Annotated in this window: 16 protein-coding genes; all 16 read right to left on the bottom strand. The window is 36.5% G+C overall.

Annotated features, from left to right (window positions below; translation table 11 throughout):
• Positions 1-22: 22 nt before the first annotated feature.
• The 16 genes from thrS to icd all read right to left on the bottom strand — a co-directional run bounded on the left by thrS (position 23) and on the right by icd (position 19,799).
• Positions 23-1,954, bottom strand: a complete 1,932-nt coding sequence (gene thrS / locus MKZ17_RS05615; RefSeq protein WP_340722778.1) for a threonine--tRNA ligase — start codon at positions 1,952-1,954, stop codon at positions 23-25.
• 347 nt (positions 1,955-2,301) lie between these two features.
• A complete protein-coding gene (dnaI, locus tag MKZ17_RS05610) occupies positions 2,302-3,243 on the bottom strand; it encodes a primosomal protein DnaI (RefSeq protein WP_340725500.1) in 942 nt (313 codons plus the stop codon).
• Between the two features lie 2 nt (positions 3,244-3,245).
• Positions 3,246-4,628: a replication initiation and membrane attachment family protein gene (locus MKZ17_RS05605; RefSeq protein WP_340722777.1), complete on the bottom strand. Its 1,383-nt coding sequence runs from the start codon at positions 4,626-4,628 to the stop codon at positions 3,246-3,248.
• Positions 4,629-4,646: 18 nt separating this feature from the next.
• A complete protein-coding gene (gene nrdR, locus MKZ17_RS05600; protein ID WP_340722776.1) occupies positions 4,647-5,114 on the bottom strand; it encodes a transcriptional regulator NrdR in 468 nt (155 codons plus the stop codon).
• 198 nt (positions 5,115-5,312) lie between these two features.
• The gene (locus tag MKZ17_RS05595; RefSeq protein ID WP_340722775.1) at positions 5,313-6,332 is read right to left on the bottom strand and encodes a glyceraldehyde-3-phosphate dehydrogenase; all 1,020 of its coding nucleotides are present in this window, start codon (positions 6,330-6,332) and stop codon (positions 5,313-5,315) included.
• Positions 6,333-6,542: 210 nt separating this feature from the next.
• Positions 6,543-7,139 carry a dephospho-CoA kinase gene (gene coaE / locus MKZ17_RS05590; protein ID WP_340722774.1) on the bottom strand — a complete coding sequence of 199 codons (597 nt, stop codon included), beginning with the start codon at positions 7,137-7,139 and terminating at the stop codon, positions 6,543-6,545.
• 81 nt (positions 7,140-7,220) lie between these two features.
• Positions 7,221-8,093, bottom strand: a complete 873-nt coding sequence (gene mutM / locus MKZ17_RS05585; protein ID WP_340722773.1) for a bifunctional DNA-formamidopyrimidine glycosylase/DNA-(apurinic or apyrimidinic site) lyase — start codon at positions 8,091-8,093, stop codon at positions 7,221-7,223.
• Positions 8,094-8,105: 12 nt separating this feature from the next.
• The gene (gene polA, locus MKZ17_RS05580; RefSeq protein WP_340722772.1) at positions 8,106-10,733 is read right to left on the bottom strand and encodes a DNA polymerase I; all 2,628 of its coding nucleotides are present in this window, start codon (positions 10,731-10,733) and stop codon (positions 8,106-8,108) included.
• Between the two features lie 140 nt (positions 10,734-10,873).
• The gene (locus MKZ17_RS05575) at positions 10,874-11,311 is read right to left on the bottom strand and encodes a DNA polymerase I (protein ID WP_340722771.1); all 438 of its coding nucleotides are present in this window, start codon (positions 11,309-11,311) and stop codon (positions 10,874-10,876) included.
• Positions 11,312-11,549: 238 nt separating this feature from the next.
• Entirely contained in the window at positions 11,550-12,626 is a 1,077-nt protein-coding gene (gene hflC, locus MKZ17_RS05570) for a protease modulator HflC (protein WP_340722770.1), read from the bottom strand.
• Positions 12,626-13,591: an FtsH protease activity modulator HflK gene (gene hflK / locus MKZ17_RS05565; protein WP_340722769.1), complete on the bottom strand. Its 966-nt coding sequence runs from the start codon at positions 13,589-13,591 to the stop codon at positions 12,626-12,628. The genes hflC and hflK overlap by 1 nt, the downstream gene beginning before the upstream one ends.
• A 252-nt stretch (positions 13,592-13,843) precedes the next feature.
• Positions 13,844-15,382, bottom strand: coding sequence for a two-component system histidine kinase PnpS (gene pnpS, locus MKZ17_RS05560; RefSeq protein WP_340722768.1), 1,539 nt, complete (start codon positions 15,380-15,382; stop codon positions 13,844-13,846).
• Positions 15,382-16,092: a response regulator transcription factor gene (locus tag MKZ17_RS05555; RefSeq protein WP_340722767.1), complete on the bottom strand. Its 711-nt coding sequence runs from the start codon at positions 16,090-16,092 to the stop codon at positions 15,382-15,384. The genes pnpS and MKZ17_RS05555 overlap by 1 nt, the downstream gene beginning before the upstream one ends.
• A 309-nt stretch (positions 16,093-16,401) precedes the next feature.
• Positions 16,402-17,310, bottom strand: a complete 909-nt coding sequence (locus MKZ17_RS05550; RefSeq protein WP_340722766.1) for a cation transporter — start codon at positions 17,308-17,310, stop codon at positions 16,402-16,404.
• 67 nt (positions 17,311-17,377) lie between these two features.
• Entirely contained in the window at positions 17,378-18,316 is a 939-nt protein-coding gene (gene mdh, locus MKZ17_RS05545; RefSeq protein WP_340722765.1) for a malate dehydrogenase, read from the bottom strand.
• A 220-nt stretch (positions 18,317-18,536) separates the two neighbouring features.
• On the bottom strand, positions 18,537-19,799 hold the full coding sequence (gene icd / locus MKZ17_RS05540; RefSeq protein WP_340722764.1) for an NADP-dependent isocitrate dehydrogenase: 1,263 nt from the start codon (positions 19,797-19,799) through the stop codon (positions 18,537-18,539).
• Positions 19,800-19,848: the final 49 nt, after the last annotated feature.

The following is a 19,848-nucleotide window of genomic DNA, read 5'->3' as shown; positions in this document are numbered from 1 at the left end:
TACTGACTAAAGGGTTTTAATGTTATTTCGTTGCTTCTGCTTTAATAGCTGCTAAGAATTCTTCAAATGAAAGTGTTTCAGAATCCTTCGAGCCGTATCGACGGATATTTACACTTGCCTCTGCAACTTCTTTGTCCCCGATAACAAGCATGTAAGGAATTTTTTGCATTTGTGCTTCACGGATTTTATAACCAAGCTTTTCTTCACGATCATCCATTTCAACACGTACACCAGCAGCTTGTAATTTTTCTTGTACTTCACGTGCATAATCATAGTGAACAGTGTTTGATACCGGAATAATTGTTGCTTGTACTGGTGCTAACCAAGTTGGGAATGCACCTTTATATTCTTCGATTAAGAAAGCTACGAAACGTTCCATCGTTGATACAACACCACGGTGGATAACTACAGGGCGTTGTGGTTGACCATCTTCACCAATGTAAGAAAGGTCAAAGCGTTGTGGTAATAAGAAATCAAGCTGTGCAGTAGATAACGTTTCTTCTTTACCAATTGCAGTTTTTACTTGAACGTCTAATTTTGGACCGTAGAATGCCGCTTCGTCTTCTGCGATGAAGTATTCATAGCCTAACTCATCCATAGCTTCTTTTAACATGCTTTGAGCAGTTTCCCACATTTGATCGTCATCAAAATATTTTTCTTTGTTATTCGGGTCACGGTATGAAAGACGGAATGAGAAATCTTTTAACTCGAAGTCTTTATAAACTTCTAAAATAAGCTCAACAACTTTTTTGAATTCCGCTTTAATTTGATCTGGACGTACGAAAATGTGTGCATCGTTTAAAGTCATCCCGCGTACACGCTGTAAGCCTGATACCGCTCCACTCATTTCGTAACGGTGCATCGTACCAAGTTCCGCAATACGAATTGGTAAGTGACGGTATGAATGTAAACCGTTTTTAAATACCATCATGTGGTGAGGACAGTTCATTGGACGTAACACTAAAGTTTCGTTATCCATTTCCATTGGTGGGAACATGCCATCTTGATAGTGCTCCCAGTGACCTGAAGTTTCATATAATTTTTTTGAACCAAGTACTGGAGTATACACGTGTTTATAGCCTAAAGATAATTCTTTGTCTACAATATAACGCTCAATTGTACGACGGATTGTTGCTCCATTTGGTAACCATAATGGTAAACCTTGACCTACAGTTTGAGAAGTCATGAATAAGTCTAACTCTTTACCAATTTTACGGTGGTCACGTTCTTTTGCTTCTTCAAGCATATTTAAATGATGTTTAAGTTCTTCTTTTGTAAAGAAGGCAGTTCCATAAATACGTTGTAGCATTTTGTTATCTGAGTTTCCGCGCCAATATGCACCTGCTAAAGAAAGTAATTTAAATTCCTTTAATTTACCTGTAGATGGTACGTGTACCCCACGGCAAAGATCAAAGAAATCACCTTGGTAATAAATTGATACTTGTTCATCCGCTGGGATTGCTTCAAGTAATTCTAATTTGTAATCGTCGCCAACTTCTTCATAGATTTTTTGTGCTTCCGCACGCGCAACGTTTTTACGATCAATTTCGATATTTTCAGCAATGATTTTTTTCATTTCTTTTTCAATTGCCGGTAAATCTTCTGTTGTAATTGGTGTTGGTGAATCAATGTCATAATAGAAGCCTGAATCGATTACTGGACCAATCCCTAATTTTGCATCTGGGTATAAGCGTTTAACTGCCTGAGCTGTTAAGTGGGCAGTTGAGTGACGCAGGATTTCAAGTGCTTCAGGAGATTTGTTTGTAATAATCTCGATAGCACCGTCTTCTTCGATCCCTGTTTTAGCATCTACTAACGTACCGTTAATTTTACCTGCTAATGTTGATTTTTTTAGACCCGGGCTAATTGAGCCTGCCACATCTAAAGTTGAAGTTCCCTTAGCGAATTCCTTTACAGCGCCATCTGGGAAAGTTAATTTGATCATTTCTGACATAATGTTTCCTCCTCTAATTTTAAGCAAAATAAAAAGCACCGTCCCTGGTAAAGGGACGATGCTGTATGCTCGTGGTGCCACCCTTCTTCCTTCTTCGTCCATGACGAATAAGAAGCTCTCGGTCAGTTAACGTACTGAGAAACGATGACGGATTTGCCCCGTCACTGCTCCAAGGTAGTAAAGAATTACGCTTGTGCTAGGAAGCTTGCAGCCGTGGCTCCCCTCTCTAAAAGCTAGTTCGTAAAACTTGTTGTCCTTTTCTAAGCATTTAGTTATATTAATTACTAAAAAAGTATACGCCCGTTTTTCAGGAAATGCAACCGAGAAAAAAAGAATTTTTTTAACAATTAACTGCGCCGATTAATCCCATCTATTTGCACAGGAATAGTCACGGCCTTTATACGCTCCATAATACGCGCCGCCTTTACAACTTCTATATCTCCACGTTGTGATTGTGCTAAATGATGCTCAAGGCCAGCATAATCAAAATTAGAGGTAATAAATGTCGGAAGCTCTTCACTCATGCGATAATGTAAAATCGTCCCTAATATTTCGTCCCTTGTCCAAGCAGACATCGTTTCTGCTCCTATATCATCTAGCATTAATACAGGTGCCTTTTTCACATAATCAATTTTTTCATTTAATGAATTGTCGCCTATCGCATTTTTCATTTCTCGTAAAAACTCCGGAACGAATACGACAACCGATTTTACCTTTAAAGAAGCTAGCTCATTTGCAATTGCCCCTAGTACGAAGGATTTACCCACTCCAAATGGACCGTATAAATAAAAACCTCTCTTTGGAAGGTTGCCTGTACTTTTATAGTATGCTACAAATTCTGCTGCTTGATCGGCAATACTTAAACGGGAATGATTGTCAATCGCTAAGTCTTTTAATGTAGCCTTTAATACGTCTTTTGGCATGTGCATACTTGAAATCATATTAGCAACTTCTCGACGTTCATCTTCACGCATTTTTTGCTCACATGCTACGTACGTAATATCTATTACATTGCGTGTAATAAATAGCTTCGGAACATAACCCTGCAATAAATTATTACAGTTTCTCGTATCACCACAGCCACAGCAAGTAGTCGCTTGATTAATATATTCATATAATTTCGGTAAACTAATATCGACCATCTCTTTTGTGACTTGTTGTTCATGCTCTTGTAAAAATTGTTGTACTTTTGGATGCTCGATTGTTGCTCGTCTCATTGCTTCAAATCGTTCTTCAAACGATGGCATCTTTTTCTTAATTTGATTTAATTGTTCATTTATTGGTTCGATCGTTATTCACCTGCCTTATCTTGTTGACCAAGTTTTTGTAATATCTTCAAACGCTCTTCTTCAAAGTTGACCGCATGATCACTTGCTGGCTGAGCTTCTTCATTACGCTTATAAAACCAGTCAGGAATTTGCTCATCACGACCATTTTTCCGATTATACGATTGCTTTTTTGCTGTTTGTGTTGGTTGTTTAACTGTACTAGCATTCGTACTGTCTTGCTTCCACTGTGCATATTTATCTCGCTCTTGGCGCGCTAAATCCATTGCTTCCTTCGCTGTTTTTAATTGCTTACGGTTCCAATGGTCTGCGATTTTCTCAACGTAGCTTTTAGGCAGCTTCATATCTGTAGAAAGCATAACGTATTCTAATAGTACATTTGCGACTCCTACTGGCATGCCATACTTAACAACTAAATCCTCTGCAAGTTGAATCGAAGAAGGAATTGGCTCCTTCCCATCATTAATATCTCGTAATACTTGAACTGGAGGCGTCGTTTCCAAATATTGAAGGAGCTCTTGCTCTTTCGTTAAATTTTCAGTGCTAGCCGTCTCTTGTTTTGTTGTGTCAAACACTTTTACTAAAGCCGGTGCGTCAGTTGAAACAGTTAGCTTATAATAATCAGCCGCTTCCTTTTTCAAGCGTGTAGTCGTTAACTTATTTTGATCATCTAACGCTGCAATTACAACCTTTTGCATTTGTAAAGGTGTAAGTTGATATAAGAACGCAAGCTTCGCAATCATTTCCTTTGCTTTTACAGTTAATGCTGACCTAGGAATTAGCTGTTCAGATAAACCGGCCTGCAATAAGTTAAAGTCAAATTGGGTATAGTGAAAAGGATAATCAGATTGTTGAACAGGTATTTCTGAATAATTATCGACCGGCAATTTACTATTAACTGGGCGATACACATCAATAAATGTTCGTGTCACTTCCTCAAAATGCTCTTTACTTGGCTGTATTAAAAAACGCTGACGTAATTTCCTATACGGAGCTTCGCCAATTTTGCTAAATAAAAACATCGATAAAAGTGGATCTTTAAAAAAGCTCGGTGCATCTAATGGACGAACGAGCTCATATATAAAATGACGCTGTTCGTCAATATCTCTTCTAAATGTGCGTAGCAAGCCAATAGCTTCTAATGCAATCCGTGCTTCAAATATCTTTTTTAATGGCACTGATAATACATTCATTAAATAATAATGAGTATATTGCTGAGGCACTTGACTTTCTGCTTCCGCCCAAAGTGTTAAATAAAGACTAATTGGCTCTGGACCTGTTAATGGTTGATAAAATAATGTTAATAATTGACGTTCATTTGTAGATAATGCGTGAGGGAGCGTTATTTCAAAATGATCCGTAGGCTGTAATTCGTTAAAGTGAACCATTTTTTGTCCCCCTCCTTGTTATTTTCCATTCGATTGGCGTGTCATAATTTCCTTTAACTCTTCAATGAATACAGTAATATCTTTAAATTGTCGATAAACGGATGCAAAGCGAACATAGGCTACTTCATCCACTTTTGCTAGGTGATCCATCACCATTTCCCCAACATCTTCAGAGCGAACTTCAGCATTTCCGATACGGCGTAATTCTTTTTCAATGCTTAATACAATTTCTTCAAGTTGCTCTAATGGGACAGGTCGTTTTTCACAGGCACGAATAAGTCCACGCAACACTTTTTCACGACTAAACTCTTCGCGTGAGCCTTCTTTTTTAACGACAATTAATGGTGTCTCTTCTATTTTTTCGAACGTTGTGAAACGGAAGCCACATGACTCACACTCACGACGTCTACGAATTTCTTTATTATCATCGACAGGTCTTGAATCTACAACACGTGTACCGTTGTATTGACAAGCTGGACATCTCATAGTTTGTTCTCCTGAATTTTCTTAGTATATAGGTATTATAACAAAAACAACGCGTATGAAATAGTGATTCCTACGCGTACAAATAATTCCATTAAGATTTATTGTTTACTATATAAATAACTTCCCTTTTATGCGAATAAGAAAAAGCCTTTCTCAGAAACAAATCATCATTTCTGAAAAAAGGCTAATGAAAGCAAACTAAGCGTGTACTGTCGCTAATTCATTTGCGATTTTTGTTGCTAAGTCTACAACACGTGCAGAGTAACCCCACTCATTATCGTACCAAGCGATTACTTTCACTTTACGATCACCTAAAACGATTGTTGTTAAACCATCAACAGTAGAAGAGTACGTTGTTGTATTGTAGTCAGAAGATACTAATGGTTCCATTGAGAAGTTTAAAATACCGTTCATTTTACCTTCAGCAGCTTGTTTAAATGCAGCATTTACTTCTTCAACTGTCACGTCTTTTTCTAGGTCTACAACTAAGTCTACTAAAGAAACGTTTGGTGTTGGTACACGTAATGCCATACCGTGAATTTTGCCATCTAATTCTGGTAACACTAAACGCAATGCTTTTGCAGCACCAGTAGAAGTTGGGATAATTGACGATGCGCAGTTACGTGCACGGCGTAAATCTTTATGTGGGTTGTCAATGTTATTTTGATCATTTGTGTATGCATGAACTGTTGTCATTAGACCGTTTACGATACCGAATTCATCGTTTAATACTTTCGCTACTGGCGCTAAGCAGTTTGTTGTACAAGATGCATTTGAAATAACATCATGTTTTGATAAATCTAATTTATCGTCGTTTACACCTAAAACGACTGTAATATCTTCATTTTTACCAGGAGCAGTTAAAATAACTTTTTTCGCACCAGCTTCTAAATGCATTGCCGCTTTGTCACGATCATTAAATTTACCAGTAGCTTCAATTACGATATCTACACCCATTTTAGCCCAAGGTAATTTTAATGGATCACGCTCGCTTACTAGCTCAACACGTTTTCCATTTACAATTAAAGCGCCTTCAATAGCTTCAACTGTACCAGGGAACATACCGTGATTTGTGTCATACTTAATCAAATGTGCTAACGTTTCAGCTGGATAGCTAGCATTTACCGCTACGATATTAACATCGCCGCGCATCATAGCTTGACGGAACACCATACGACCGATACGGCCAAAACCATTAATTGCAATAGAAACTGTCATATTATATAAATCCTCCTAAAAGTACATTTGTTCATTTTTCTTTATTCGCTCATTAGTATAACACATTTTTTATAAAGGTGAACATATTTCACATACATAAAAAAAGTTGTTATTTTCTGATAATAGTATGCTCATTTCAGTACATAATTTGCTGTATTAAGTAAGAAAAAGCCAGTGAAAAGTATAATACTTTTCACTGGCTTTTCACCTCTATTTTATTACATTCCAATCGCGTAATTGAGTTTCCAATTGTTCAGCTGTTTCTTCCACAGTCCCATCATTTTCGATGACTGCATCCGCTTTAGCCGCTTTCTCAGCTACAGAGATTTGTGTTGCAATACGAGCACGTGCCTCTTCCTCCGAAAAACCATTTCGTGCCATTAGGCGCTTTAATTGCACTTCTTCTGAAACAAAAACGACTAAAATTTTATCTACAAAATGCTGTAGCTTGCTTTCAAATAATAGCGGAATATCCATAATAACTGTCTTTTCACCACTTGCTAAATGTTCATCACGTTGACGTAGCATTTCCGCGCGAATAGCTGGATGAATAATTGCATTTAAAACCTCACGCTTACTCTCATCATGAAAAATAATCGAGCCTACTTTCGCACGGTCCATTGAGCCATCTTCCGCAATAACTTGCTGACCAAATGCTTCCGCAATTTTTACAAGTGTCTCACTTCCCGGCTCCACTACTTGACGTGCTACAATATCCGCGTCGACAATTGGTAAATTATAAGCTGCCAACATATGTGCAACAGTACTTTTCCCACTCGCAATACTACCTGTTAATCCAATGATCACAAGAAATACCCCTTTATTTTCAATTAATAGTCCCTAATCGAGACGAATACTTAGCGGTAGCTGGAGATACCCACTGAGTATTTATCTTTGGCATTTCGGGCAATAAGTTGATGTTCTTCCTGCAATGACAATTGATTTTGTCGTAGTGTCACAAGTTAAACATTGTTTTTTCCCGTACATTTTCAAGCGGTGCTGCATTGTACCAGCGCCACCATTTATGCTTCGATAATCCGAAATCGTCGAGCCTCCCGAGTTTATACTTTCCTGCAACACATCACAGATGACCTGAAACAACTGCTGCTTTCGTTCACGACTAATTCGGTTCGTTTTTCTTCCAGGATGAATGTTCATTTTAAATAGTGACTCCGTTGCATAAATATTACCGCAGCCTGATATTACTTGACCATCCATAATAACCTCTTTAATTGGTTTATTTCTATATTTTGGCTTTTCACTTTGTGTAATGAAAAAATCACACGCATCTTCATCAAATGGTTCTGGTGCCATTTTCAATAAAGGCGGATGCTCTTCAATCTCTTTTATAAAACGCAATTCGCCAAATCGACGAATATCCGAAAACACAAGTAATTCGCCTGTCGTTAAAGTGAAAACGGCGTGAATATGCTTTCGAAATTTATCCTCTGTGATTTCCGTAATATCATTTACGACAAACCAAGCTCCAGTCATTCCGAGATGGTTGATCAAATGGAATGTTTCCCCATCTTTTTCCAACTGAAAGAAAATATATTTTGAGCGCCGTTTCAATTCGATAATTGTCATTTGTTGAATTAAACGTTCGAATTGATGCGGTTCATTATTTTTAACAATCGTCTGCTTCCCTGCATCATGTGAAGTAAAAACCGTTTCTGATAATGCGACTTGTGCAATTGTTTTTCCTTCTACAATTGGTCTCAAATCACGGACGACGCCTTCTACTTCTGGTAATTCTGGCATGCTAATAACTCCTTACTTTGCATCATACCATGTGGAGCCATATGAGAAATCTACCTTCAATGGCACAAGTAACTGAATCGCATTTTCCATTACTTCTGGTACGATACGTTCTAAAATTTCAATTTCATCTTTAGGCGCTTCGAAAATTAATTCATCGTGTACTTGCAAAAGTAGCTTTGTTTGAAGACCTTCTTCTTTTAATCGTGCAGCCATATCAATCATCGCCTTTTTAATAATGTCTGCTGCGCTTCCTTGAATTGGTGTGTTCATTGCTGTCCGCTCAGCAAAGCTACGTAAATTAAAGTTTGAGCTTGTAATGTCTGGCAAGTAACGACGACGATTTAAAATGGTCGTCACATAGCCTGTTTTCTTTGCATCTTCAATAATCGTTTCCATATAATTTTTTACACCTGGGAAACTTGCTAAATAATTATCGATAAATGTCGCTGCTTCTTTTCGTGTAATGTCTAAGCTTTGAGATAAGCCATAATCACTAATACCATACACAATTCCAAAATTTACTGCTTTTGCTGTACGACGCATATTACTCTTTACTTCTTCTGCAGCAACACCAAATACATCCATTGCTGTACGTGTATGGATGTCCATTCCTTTCTTAAAGGCATCGACTAATGCTGGATCTTCACACATATGGGCAAGTACACGTAGCTCGATTTGTGAGTAATCTGCTGCGAACAATACCCAATCCTTTTTTGAAGGGACGAATGCTTGGCGAATTTTTCTTCCTTCCTCAAGGCGTATCGGGATATTTTGTAAGTTTGGATCTGTTGAGCTTAAACGTCCTGTTGCCGTCAAAGCTTGTTGGAAGCGGGTATGCACTTTCGAATCTTCACAATGTACTTCCTTTGTTAAGCCTTCAATATACGTTGATTGCAATTTTGCTAATGTTCGATACGTTAAAATATGCTGGACAATTTCATGTTCAGATTGTAATTTTTCTAATACATCTGCAGCTGTTGAATAGCCTGTTTTCGTCTTTTTAATAACTGGGAGGCCTAATTTATCAAATAAAATAACACCGAGCTGTTTTGGAGAATTAATATTGAAGGTTTCCCCCGCCTGTTCATAAATCGTTGCCTCCATAACGGCTAGTTTTTCTTTTAGCTCATCCCCCATATGTTCAAGTGTATCAACATTAACCGTAATTCCTTCGCTCTCCATTTTTCCTAAAATGTGCGCAAGTGGTAGCTCAAGATCTTTGTATAGCTCAAATTGCTCGTTAGCTTTTAGCTTTTCTTCAAGTACAGGTTGCAAGTTCCAAACAGCGACTGCCTTTCTACTAACATGTTCCGCTAATATATTTATAGCAGGTACAGCCCTTTTTGCGCCCTTCCCATAAACGGCCTCATTTGATTGTACTGCGTTATAACCAAACTCTTTTGCTAATGTTGCAACATCATCTCCTGAAATCGATGGCTTCATAATGTACGAAGCTAGAAGTAAATCAAACTCTACACCTTGAAGGTCAATATTTAATCGATGTAGCATCGCTTGTGTCGCCTTACTATCCGCTATAAATTTCTTCTTTGTTGGATCTTCTAACCATGCTTTTAACGCTTCATTATTCTTTACATCTTCAATTGTAGTAAACACTGTTCTTTCACCATCTGAAAGAGCTAGTCCAAGAGCTTCACAGCTATGGTAGTGTTCATTTTCAATTTCTAAATGAATGGCCATTGTAGGTTGCAACATTTCTGATGTAACCTTTTCAATTATTTCAAATGATAGCGCTGCTTGCTCTGTTTGTTCTTCCTCAAAATCACTTTTTTCAATTAATGATTTGAAGCCTAATTCTTTCCACACTTTTAGCAGGGATTCTTCGTTTGGACCTGGATAAGCTAAATCATCTAATGAAATGGTTAAAGGTGCCTCTGTATAAATCGTCGCTAATTTTTTCGATAAATGAGCAAGCTCTTCATTTTCCATTAGCTTCTCCTTCATTTTCGAAGCCTTTAACGAATCAATTACTTCATATAATCCTTCAATTGTTCCGTGTTCTTTTAATAATTTAATTGCTGTTTTTTCACCGACACCGGGTACACCTGGTATATTATCTGATTGATCTCCCATAAGCCCCTTCATATCAATAATTTGCTCTGGTGTTAGGCCATATTTTTCTTCAATATGAGCTGGAGTATATTTTTCAATATCCGTAATCCCTTTACGCGTAATATAAACTGTAATATGTTCAGTAGCGAGCTGTGTTAAATCTTTATCTCCTGAAACAACGATTACTTCAGTCCCTTGCGCGGCAGCCTGCTTCGCTAATGTACCAATGATATCATCTGCTTCATAAAGCTCTAATTCATAGCGCTTAATTTGATAGGCATCAATCAATTTTCTAATATATGGGAATTGTTCTGATAATTCAGGTGGTGTTTTTTGACGCCCACCTTTATATTCACCGAATGATTCATGACGGAATGTTGTTTTACCTGCATCAAATGCAACAAGCATTTGTGTTGGGTTTTCTTCACCAATGATTTTTTGTAGCATTGTCGTAAATCCATAAGTAGCATTGGTATGAATTCCACTATCGTTAGTTAGTAATGGCAAGGCGAAAAAAGCGCGGTACGCTAAACTATTGCCATCTAATAAAAGTAATTTTTGTTTTGTCATGCATGTTCCTCCAATATACAAAGTACGATTGTATGTTCTCCTTCTACTTTAGCGATAGTTGCACGGAAATGCCAATATTTAATTAACATATCGGAAAATATTTTATTGAACATAAAAAAGCACCTCTTTCAAGGCGCTTATTATTTCAAGTTCTTAAATTTAAAATTTTGGACAGTATCTTTCTCTTTTACATAAAAGATTTCTTCAAAAATAACTGTTAATAGAAAGGCATTTAAAAATGGAATAATTAAATACATTGGCATACCGCCTAAATCATAGGGCATTAGGCCACGTGCGAATACTTCAATAAAGCCAACTTGTGTAAAATAGAAGATCATTCCAATACCAACTTGCCAAATAGGAAGTTTATCTTCACGTTTTTCATACCAAAGCACCTTTTTAAACGAATTTCGAACATCCTCTGCCACTACGAAACATAAAGGCAGCATGACTAAAAATAATATGGGTATATGAAAAATTTCAACTTTCATGAAGTCAAAATTCGCTTGGAAGAACATGGCAGTTACTGATGTAGCCATAATAAAAGCTATTAAACTATTTTGAATTGCTTTACTCACGTGAAAACACACTCCTTTTTAATGAGATTTCACATGCAAGATAGCAGAAGTGAATCTCTTTCTATCTCATAGGAAAAATTATAGTTTCCTAATGAACGAAATAGCTAGTCCTTATTATAGCAAATTTATATTATATTTCAGTAATATATTTTGAACTTTTTATGAATCCAATTTCAAGAAAAAAAGGAGAAGCTACCTGAACGCATGTAATTTATACATCACGCAAGGTAGCCGCTCCTTAATCTAACCGACCAGATAAAAGCTTTGCATAAGGTGAATCCGCAGGAATAATAATCATTGTTTCATCACCTATTGTCTTCTTATAGGACTCTAATGTTCTAAATAAACTATAAAACTCTGGATCTTTTGAGTATGCATTATTATAAATTTGTGCAGCTTGTGATTCGCCTTCTGCTCGAATGATGGCCGCCTTTTTATTTGCGGTTGCCAGCTTCACTTGTACTTCTTGATCCGTTTTTGCTTCCTCACTTCGTTTTACAGCATCCCCTTCCGATATATACGTTTGAGCAGTTGATTGGCGTTCTGATACCATACGTGTATAAACCGCCTGCTCGTTTTCCTTTGGTAAATCCGTACGGCGAATACGAACATCCATAACTTCAATCCCAAAATTCGCAGCTGTTATTAATTCATTGACACGTTCTGTTACGCGATCATTAATATTTCCTCTTGAAGATTTCTTGTCGTTAATTATATCTTCATAGTTCGTTTGACCAAACTCTGTACGAAGCGCTGAATAAATAAATTCTTCCATCCGACTTTCTGCATTTAACAATTGTCCTGCATTCGATATTAATGCTTTAGGATCTGTTACACGCCAAACGGTATAATTATCGATAATAATACGCTTCTTATCCTTCGTACTAATTTCTTCTTCTGTCATATCATGTGTCATTAAATTTCGAGGTAATGTTGTTACGCTTTGAATGAATGGAATTTTCATATGAAGACCTGGCTCTTTTTCATATTTAACTACTTCCCCGAACTGACGAACAACTTTATATTCATTTTCCTTCACGACATAAAGGTTCGCAAATACGATAATAAAAGCAGCAAATACAACGGTTAAAATAACAGCAGATGTAATCCATTGCTTCATATTGACAGGCTTTTTATTTTTTGAGAGCGGTGTTTTAGCTTTTTTAGCTGTTCCTTTATCATTGGAAGCCACCTCATCTGTATTATTGTAATCGGGCGTAATGTCCTTTACATTTTTCGGTGCTTTCTTTTCACCGAATAACTTTTTGACGAATTTATCTAAATCCCCATCAAAATTATTTTTATTATTACTCATTAGTTCGAACCTCCTTCCTTCTTCGTTTCAGTCGAAGAATTCGTTTGCGTTTGCTGTAGAGGTAAATACTTCAATGTACTACTACCATCATCATTCATAATATAAATTTGTGCGTTCGGTAAAACTGCCTCCAACGTTTCAATAACAAGACGCTCCCGAGTAATTTCTTTATTTAATCGATATTCTTCGTATAGGTTATTAAATAATGCAACTTCCCCGTTCGCTTGCTCAATACGGGCCGTCTTTTCACCTTCTGCCTTTGACAGAATGGCATTAATTTCCCCTTCTACTTCACTCAGTCGTTGGTTTTTATATTTTGTCGCTTCATTAATTTTAGTATTTTTCATTTCACGAGCATCTGTTACCGCTGTAAATGCCGCACGTACCTCTTCATTTGGTACATCTACATCCTGTAACTTAACGCCAACAATACTAATACCAATGTCATATTTATCAATTAATGACACAAGCAATTCCCGTGTATTTGCTTCGATATCTGCTTTTCCATCTGTTAATGCATCATCTATTTTTGAGTTACCAATAACTGAACGAATAGCACTTGAAGTGGCGCTATGTAAAATAGTACGAGGTTCTTGAGCATTAAATAAATATTTTTTTGGATCAACAATGCGCCATTGTACGACAAGATCCGTTAATACAATGAACTCATCACCTGTAATCATTTTTGTTTCTTTATCAAATGTTTCTAGTGTGCCATCCGAGTTTTGCTTATAACCAAATTGTAAGCTGTATGTTTCTTTTGATAATTTTTCTACTTTTTGGATTGGCCAAGGTAATTTAAAATGTAAGCCCGAATCTTGAATTGTTTCATCGGCTTGACCAAATGTGATGACAACGGCCTGTTCGGATTCGTCTACAGTATACCAAGACGTTGTGACAGCGATTAATGCAATAATAGTAAATAGTCCAAGACCAATAAGTAATAGCGTTCGCTTTGCACTCATCGTAATTTCCCCCTAACAAATTTGTAAGTCTATTCATTTTACGGTTAAGGCTTACAAAAAGTTTCGATATTTTAAATTTTATTATTTTTCAAAAACAAAAAGCAGACCATCCACATTCATGGACAGACTGCATTTTGTAAACAACCTTATTCAAGCTAATTCCTGTTACCTTTGAAACGGGGGTTTCTATAAGGTACTATAGCACTTGAATATAAAGGGAATATAATTAATTTGTAAAGACATTGTTAAGGCTTATTTTTTTAGTGGTAAAAACACTTTCATACTTGTTCCTTTCCCGACTTCACTAGAAACTTGAATTTTCCCTTGATGCGCCTCAATTAAGTGTTTAACAATCGAAAGGCCTAGTCCAGTCCCTCCAGAATTTCGGCTACGCGCTCGGTCTACTCGGTAAAAACGTTCAAAAATCCGTGATACCTCACTCTTTTCAATCCCAATTCCTTGGTCCTTTACTTCAAAAATACCGTATTGTTCATTCGTACTAATACGCAATGTAATGGTCGTTTCTTCTTTAGAATAGGAAATAGCATTGTTAATAAGATTTGTGAAGATTTGCATGAGTCGATTAACATCACCTAATATGACAGCATCCTGTTCAATCTCAACTTCAAATTGCATATTTTTATTTTCTAATTGAGAGCTGGTTAAATCTACAACACGTATTAGTATATCTTGAAGCTTTGTCGGAACAACATCGAGAGTAAATCCATGCCGTTCGATTTTAGAAAGCTCCAATAAGTCATGTACAAGCACCTCAATTCGATTACTTTCCTCATAAATGATTCCTAAAAATGATAACAGCATTTGCTCATCTTTAAATGCACCATCTAGTAATGTTTCAGAAAAGCCTTTGATCGACGTAATCGGCGTTCTTAATTCGTGTGAAACGTTCGCAACGAAATCTTTACGAATTTGCTCTAAGCGCACAAGCTCACTTATATCATGCATGACAATGACTACTCCAAGCCATCTTCCATGCTCTCCTACTACTGGAGCACCATACACTTGCTCAATGTACAATTCCTCACTGATTTCCATTTCTAATTGCTGACGGTACGGCATTTCAGTTAAAAATACATGGTCGATAAATTCCTCTAATTGCTTAGGTAAGCCTAAATTCAAGAAATTTTTCCCGATAAGCTGTTCCTTTTCTAGTTCAAATAACATTTGAAATTTTTTGTTAACAATTGAAACTTGCCCTTCACGATCAATCATCATAAGGGCACTTCCCATATTTTCAATTAACGTTTTTAACCGTTCTTCTTCTATAACACGTGTCTTCGTAATATCTTGTAAATTTCGTGCTAATATATTGATTGAATTACGTAATTCTACTACTGTTTTCGGGCCATTTGCAAAGGCACGGGCACGGTAGTTTCCTTTTGATAGCTCTATTGCTGTACGGGTAATATTAATGATTGGATGAATAAAATTACTCGCTACTCGGTGTGCCATAACGGCCATTAAAAAACATGAAACAGCAATTAGTAGTGCAATTAATAAGTATAAACGCTTTCGAATCTCGTCATAGCTTTCAGATTCTTTATCCATTTCATATGTCGTCATTAATGCATCTTTTTGACTTGAAGTAAGTTCAATATTTTCTTCTTTTAACACCTGTTCAAGCTTTTGCTCATTTTCAGCTACCGTTGATTGGACATACTCTTCTGCAAAAAAAGGAAAAAGCTGCCCTATGAACAACCCTAGAACAGCTAAAATCGACCCAATAACAAAAATAAAGGAATAAAACAAACGATTCGTTATTGTATTCATTATTTTTTTGGCTCCTCAAACTTATAACCTAAACCACGAATTGTCTTAATATATACCGGTTTACGGCTATTTTCTTCAATTTTATCGCGCAAATGGCTAATATGCACATCAACAATACGTGTATCCCCGGCAAAATCATAATTCCAAACTGCGCTTAGAAGCTGATCTCGTGTTAACACACGGTTTTTATTTTCTAATAAGTATACTAAAAGTTCAAATTCCTTTGGTGTGAACTCTAATGATTGTTCATCGATAAATGCCTCAAATCTTTCAGGATATACTTGAAGCTTTCCAAATGAGTATACGACTTCATCTGTTTCCACAACTTCTTCAATAACGGGCACAGAAAAACGTCGTAACACGGCCTTTACGCGTGCGATCACTTCACGTGGGCTAAATGGTTTTGTCATATAATCATCTGCGCCAAGTTCTAAACCAAGCACTTTATCAAACTCGTCATCACGAGCAGTTAACATAATAATTGGAATATTAATACGTAATCTACGTAGCTCCTTACAAACCTCTACTCCATCTAACTTTGGCAACATTAAATCCAGTAGCATTAGATCTGGTGATTGCTCCACAGCAGTATCTAATCCAGCCTGACCATCATGTGCCAGCAGTACCGAATAGCCTGCCTGCTCTAAATTGTATTTTAATAATGTAGCAATTGAAATTTCATCTTCTACTACTAAAATCGTTTTTCCCATTATGTGCTTCCTCCAAAATCGATTTGAAACCCCCATTTCAAATCAATTATTCCATTTCTTTGTATGGTGGTGAAACTTTCATAACCTCATCATCGCAAGCAAGTGAAGCAACTAGAGTCTACATTCATAGTATCAACTTTTTATAAAAAGTACAAATAGAGATGTAAGTAATTCTTCGTTTTCCTTTTTTACTTCCATTTCCTTTTCTAAAAACCCAAAACAGAATGGCTGCCACATCATAAATGCGATAGAAGCCATTCTATTTTAGAATCTCACGCAAAATTAAAACAAAAATAAACACATCAAAAATTATAAATACTTTGAATCTCTTTTAGCCAAGACTAATTCACAGACACAATTTTCAATATGCTCTGCTAGTTCAATATTTATTTGATTTGTTATATTTTCTAATGCTTCAACATGTAAATAGTCTTTAGAAGAATTAAAATAAATCGAAACCCACATTCTTCTTCCAGTCCGAGTAACATCATAAAATACGGCTTGTAAATCTGTATCTCTTAATACGTCTTCGCAAATCCCTTTCACTTTCTCCATCACTTCTTTTTCAGGTGAAAATAAAAATACGTCTTTAATCGCACGGATTAGCATTTTTAAAGCTTCTGGCAACATAAATAAGATAATCAGTACAGCAATTATTTGGTCAAAATAGGGTGAAATAAATGCTAACTTTGTTCCTTCAAGAAAAGTAGAAGCAAAAAAAGCAATACCCATTCCAATACTGTAGACTACATCAATTTTCCATCCATAAATCTCCATTTTGATGATTGGTGAAGACAATGATTTATTTATACGCATCATAAAATACAGTACAACTAAACTTGCTAATGCAATAATAAATTGAAAAATAGAAACCAATTTTCCATCTATAATGTTTCCTCCGGATAATGCAATTTCTACGCTATTTGCAGACAACCCTAATGTAACTGCTAATAACATAAAACCTTTAATAATTACTAAAAAGGACTCAATTTGAGCATATCCAAAAGGATGTTTTTCCGAAATAGGTCGATGAAACAAAGGAATTAAAAATAAAGTCAAACCAATCATTAATAATTCCGATGCATCGTAAGCAGCATCCATCAATACGGACTGGGATTTAGTATAAATAGCAATTATAAACTCAAAAAGTACAAAAAACAGACCTGTACTTAGGGATAACCATAATATTTTTCTTTCTAACTTTTGTTGCTTTGACATCTTTTCAAATCCAATCTTAATCCAAGCGGGCAATTTTTAATTTATACTTCACTTAGGTTAATCATACTTAAATTAAAGCGTTCATTACATCTTTTACAGCTTCTGCTGAATGATCTAATGCAACTTTTTCATCGTTTGTTAATTGTAACTCAAAAATCTTCTCTATTCCATTTGCACCTAATAGTGTTGGCACACCTAAATAAATTCCATCATAGCCGTACTCGCCCTCTAAATATGCAATGGATGGTAAAATTCGTTTTTGATCTTTTAAAACTGCTTCTGCCATTTCCACCATCGCTGCTGCTGGTGCATAATAGGCAGAACCATTTCCTAATAAGTTTACAATTTCACCACCACCCACACGTGTACGCTGAACAATTTGCTCTAGACGTTCAGAAGGGATAAGGCTTTCCAATGGAACTCCACCTACAGATGCATAACGTGTCAATGGAACCATTGTATCACCATGCCCACCTAATACTAACGCTGTTATATCTTTTACAGATACATTTAACTCTTCTGCAACGAATGCACGGAAGCGAGCAGTATCAAGCACCCCTGATTGACCTATTACACGATTTTTCGGGAATCCAGTCTCTTTAAATACTGTATATGTCATTGCATCTACAGGATTTGTTAATACAATTATTGTTGCGTTCGGCGACGTACGAGCGATTTCCTTCGAAACAGACTTCATAACGCCTTGATTGATTTGAACTAAATCGTCACGACTCATACCTGGTTTACGCGCAACTCCTGCAGTAATTAATACGATGTCAGAATTTGCTGTATCTTCATAGTTTGAAGTGCCTTTCACATAGGAATCAAAACCTTGAACAGGTGCGGCTTCCCACATATCTAATGCTTTCCCTTTTGTTGGGTTTTCTGCATTTGGAATATCCAATAGTACAACATCACCTAATTCTTTTTGGGCTGTTAAAAATGCAGCTGTTGCCCCTGTAAATCCACTACCAATTACGGAAATCTTTTTACGTTTCAACACCATCAGAATCGCTCCTATTCAAAACATTATTGTATAACTTTATGTTGTACAAAAAAGGGAGAAAACATAATGCTCTCTCCCTTTTTCTTACTACTATTTATTTGAAACTTATATAGGTAATGTAAATAAGTGCCTTTATAGTGATTTATTATGTTCACAATATTATTCAAATTAAAATAAATTGTTAATAATTTCACATAAAATGGCAAGTTTTAAGCTATAATTAGAAGTTTTCGATTAAACGAGTAGCGAACTCAGAACATTTAACTTCTGTTGCGCCATCCATTAAACGTGCGAAGTCATAAGTAACATACTTAGAAGAGATAGTTTTCTCTACAGAGTTCGTAATTAAGTCCGCAGCTTCTTGCCATCCTAAGTGCTCAAGCATTAATACGCCTGATAATAATACTGAAGATGGGTTTACTTTATCTTGTCCAGCATATTTAGGAGCAGTACCGTGAGTAGCTTCGAAAATAGCGTGACCAGTTACGTAGTTAATGTTAGCACCTGGAGCGATACCAATACCACCAACTTGAGCAGCTAATGCATCAGAGATGTAGTCACCGTTTAAGTTCATTGTAGCTACTACGTCAAACTCATTTGGACGAGTTAAGATTTGTTGTAAGAAGATATCAGCGATAGAATCTTTTACGATGATTTTGCCTTCAGCTACAGCTTTAGCTTGTGCTTCGTTAGCAGCCGCTTCGCCTTGCTCAGCTTTAATTGCATCATATTGGTTCCAAGTGAATACTTGTGCACCGAATTCTTTTTCAGCTAATTCATAACCCCATTTTTTGAATCCACCTTCAGTGAACTTCATGATGTTACCTTTGTGTACTAAAGTAACAGTTGGTTGGTTGTGTTTGATAGCATATTCGATAGCAGAACGTACTAAACGCTCAGTACCTTCTTTAGATACAGGTTTTACACCGATACCTGAAGTTTCTGGGAAACGAATGTTTTTTGTACCGAATTCTGTTTGTAAGAAGTCGATAATTTTTTTAGCTTGGTCAGAACCAGCTTCAAATTCGATACCAGCATAGATATCTTCAGTGTTTTCACGGAAAATTACCATGTTAACATCTTCTGGACGTTTAACTGGAGAAGGTACACCATCAAAGTGACGTACTGGGCGTAAGCATACATATAAGTCAAGTTGTTGACGTAATGCTACGTTTAGGGAACGGATACCGCCACCGATTGGAGTTGTTAAAGGACCTTTAATTGCGATTAAGTATTCGTTGATTTTATCTAAAGTTTCTTGTGGTAACCATTCACCAGTTTGGTTGAATGCTTTTTCACCCGCTAATACTTCTAACCACTCGATTTTCTTTTCGCCGTTGTAAGCTTTTTCTACTGCTGCGTCAATAACGCGAGAAGCCGCAGCCCAGATATCTGGACCAATTCCGTCACCCTCGATGAATGGGATAACAGGACTGTTTGGAACGATTAATTTACCGTTTTCTACTACAATTTTGTTAGTCATTGGAAATTTGCCTCCTAATAATCATAAATCTAGGACTGTGTTAGTACAC

It is taken from the genome of Solibacillus sp. FSL R7-0682, from assembly GCF_038005985.1.
Lineage (GTDB): Bacteria > Bacillota > Bacilli > Bacillales_A > Planococcaceae > Solibacillus.
The sequence above is the reverse complement of the archived record's forward strand: the minus strand, read 5'-3'. Positions and strand labels throughout refer to the sequence as shown.

Coding starts and splice junctions, on each gene's coding strand:
- thrS (WP_340722778.1), bottom strand. CDS start 1,954: ATGTCAGAAATGATCAAATTAACTTTCCCAGATGGCGCTGTAAAGGAA.
- MKZ17_RS05605 (WP_340722777.1), bottom strand. CDS start 4,628: ATGGTTCACTTTAACGAATTACAGCCTACGGATCATTTTGAAATAACG.
- nrdR (WP_340722776.1), bottom strand. CDS start 5,114: ATGAGATGTCCAGCTTGTCAATACAACGGTACACGTGTTGTAGATTCA.
- MKZ17_RS05595 (WP_340722775.1), bottom strand. CDS start 6,332: ATGACAGTTTCTATTGCAATTAATGGTTTTGGCCGTATCGGTCGTATG.
- mutM (WP_340722773.1), bottom strand. CDS start 8,093: ATGCCAGAATTACCAGAAGTAGAAGGCGTCGTCCGTGATTTGAGACCA.
- polA (WP_340722772.1), bottom strand. CDS start 10,733: ATGACAAAACAAAAATTACTTTTATTAGATGGCAATAGTTTAGCGTAC.
- hflC (WP_340722770.1), bottom strand. CDS start 12,626: ATGAGTAATAATAAAAATAATTTTGATGGGGATTTAGATAAATTCGTC.
- hflK (WP_340722769.1), bottom strand. CDS start 13,591: ATGAGTGCAAAGCGAACGCTATTACTTATTGGTCTTGGACTATTTACT.
- pnpS (WP_340722768.1), bottom strand. CDS start 15,382: ATGAATACAATAACGAATCGTTTGTTTTATTCCTTTATTTTTGTTATT.
- MKZ17_RS05555 (WP_340722767.1), bottom strand. CDS start 16,092: ATGGGAAAAACGATTTTAGTAGTAGAAGATGAAATTTCAATTGCTACA.
- MKZ17_RS05550 (WP_340722766.1), bottom strand. CDS start 17,310: ATGTCAAAGCAACAAAAGTTAGAAAGAAAAATATTATGGTTATCCCTA.
- mdh (WP_340722765.1), bottom strand. CDS start 18,316: ATGGTGTTGAAACGTAAAAAGATTTCCGTAATTGGTAGTGGATTTACA.
- icd (WP_340722764.1), bottom strand. CDS start 19,799: ATGACTAACAAAATTGTAGTAGAAAACGGTAAATTAATCGTTCCAAAC.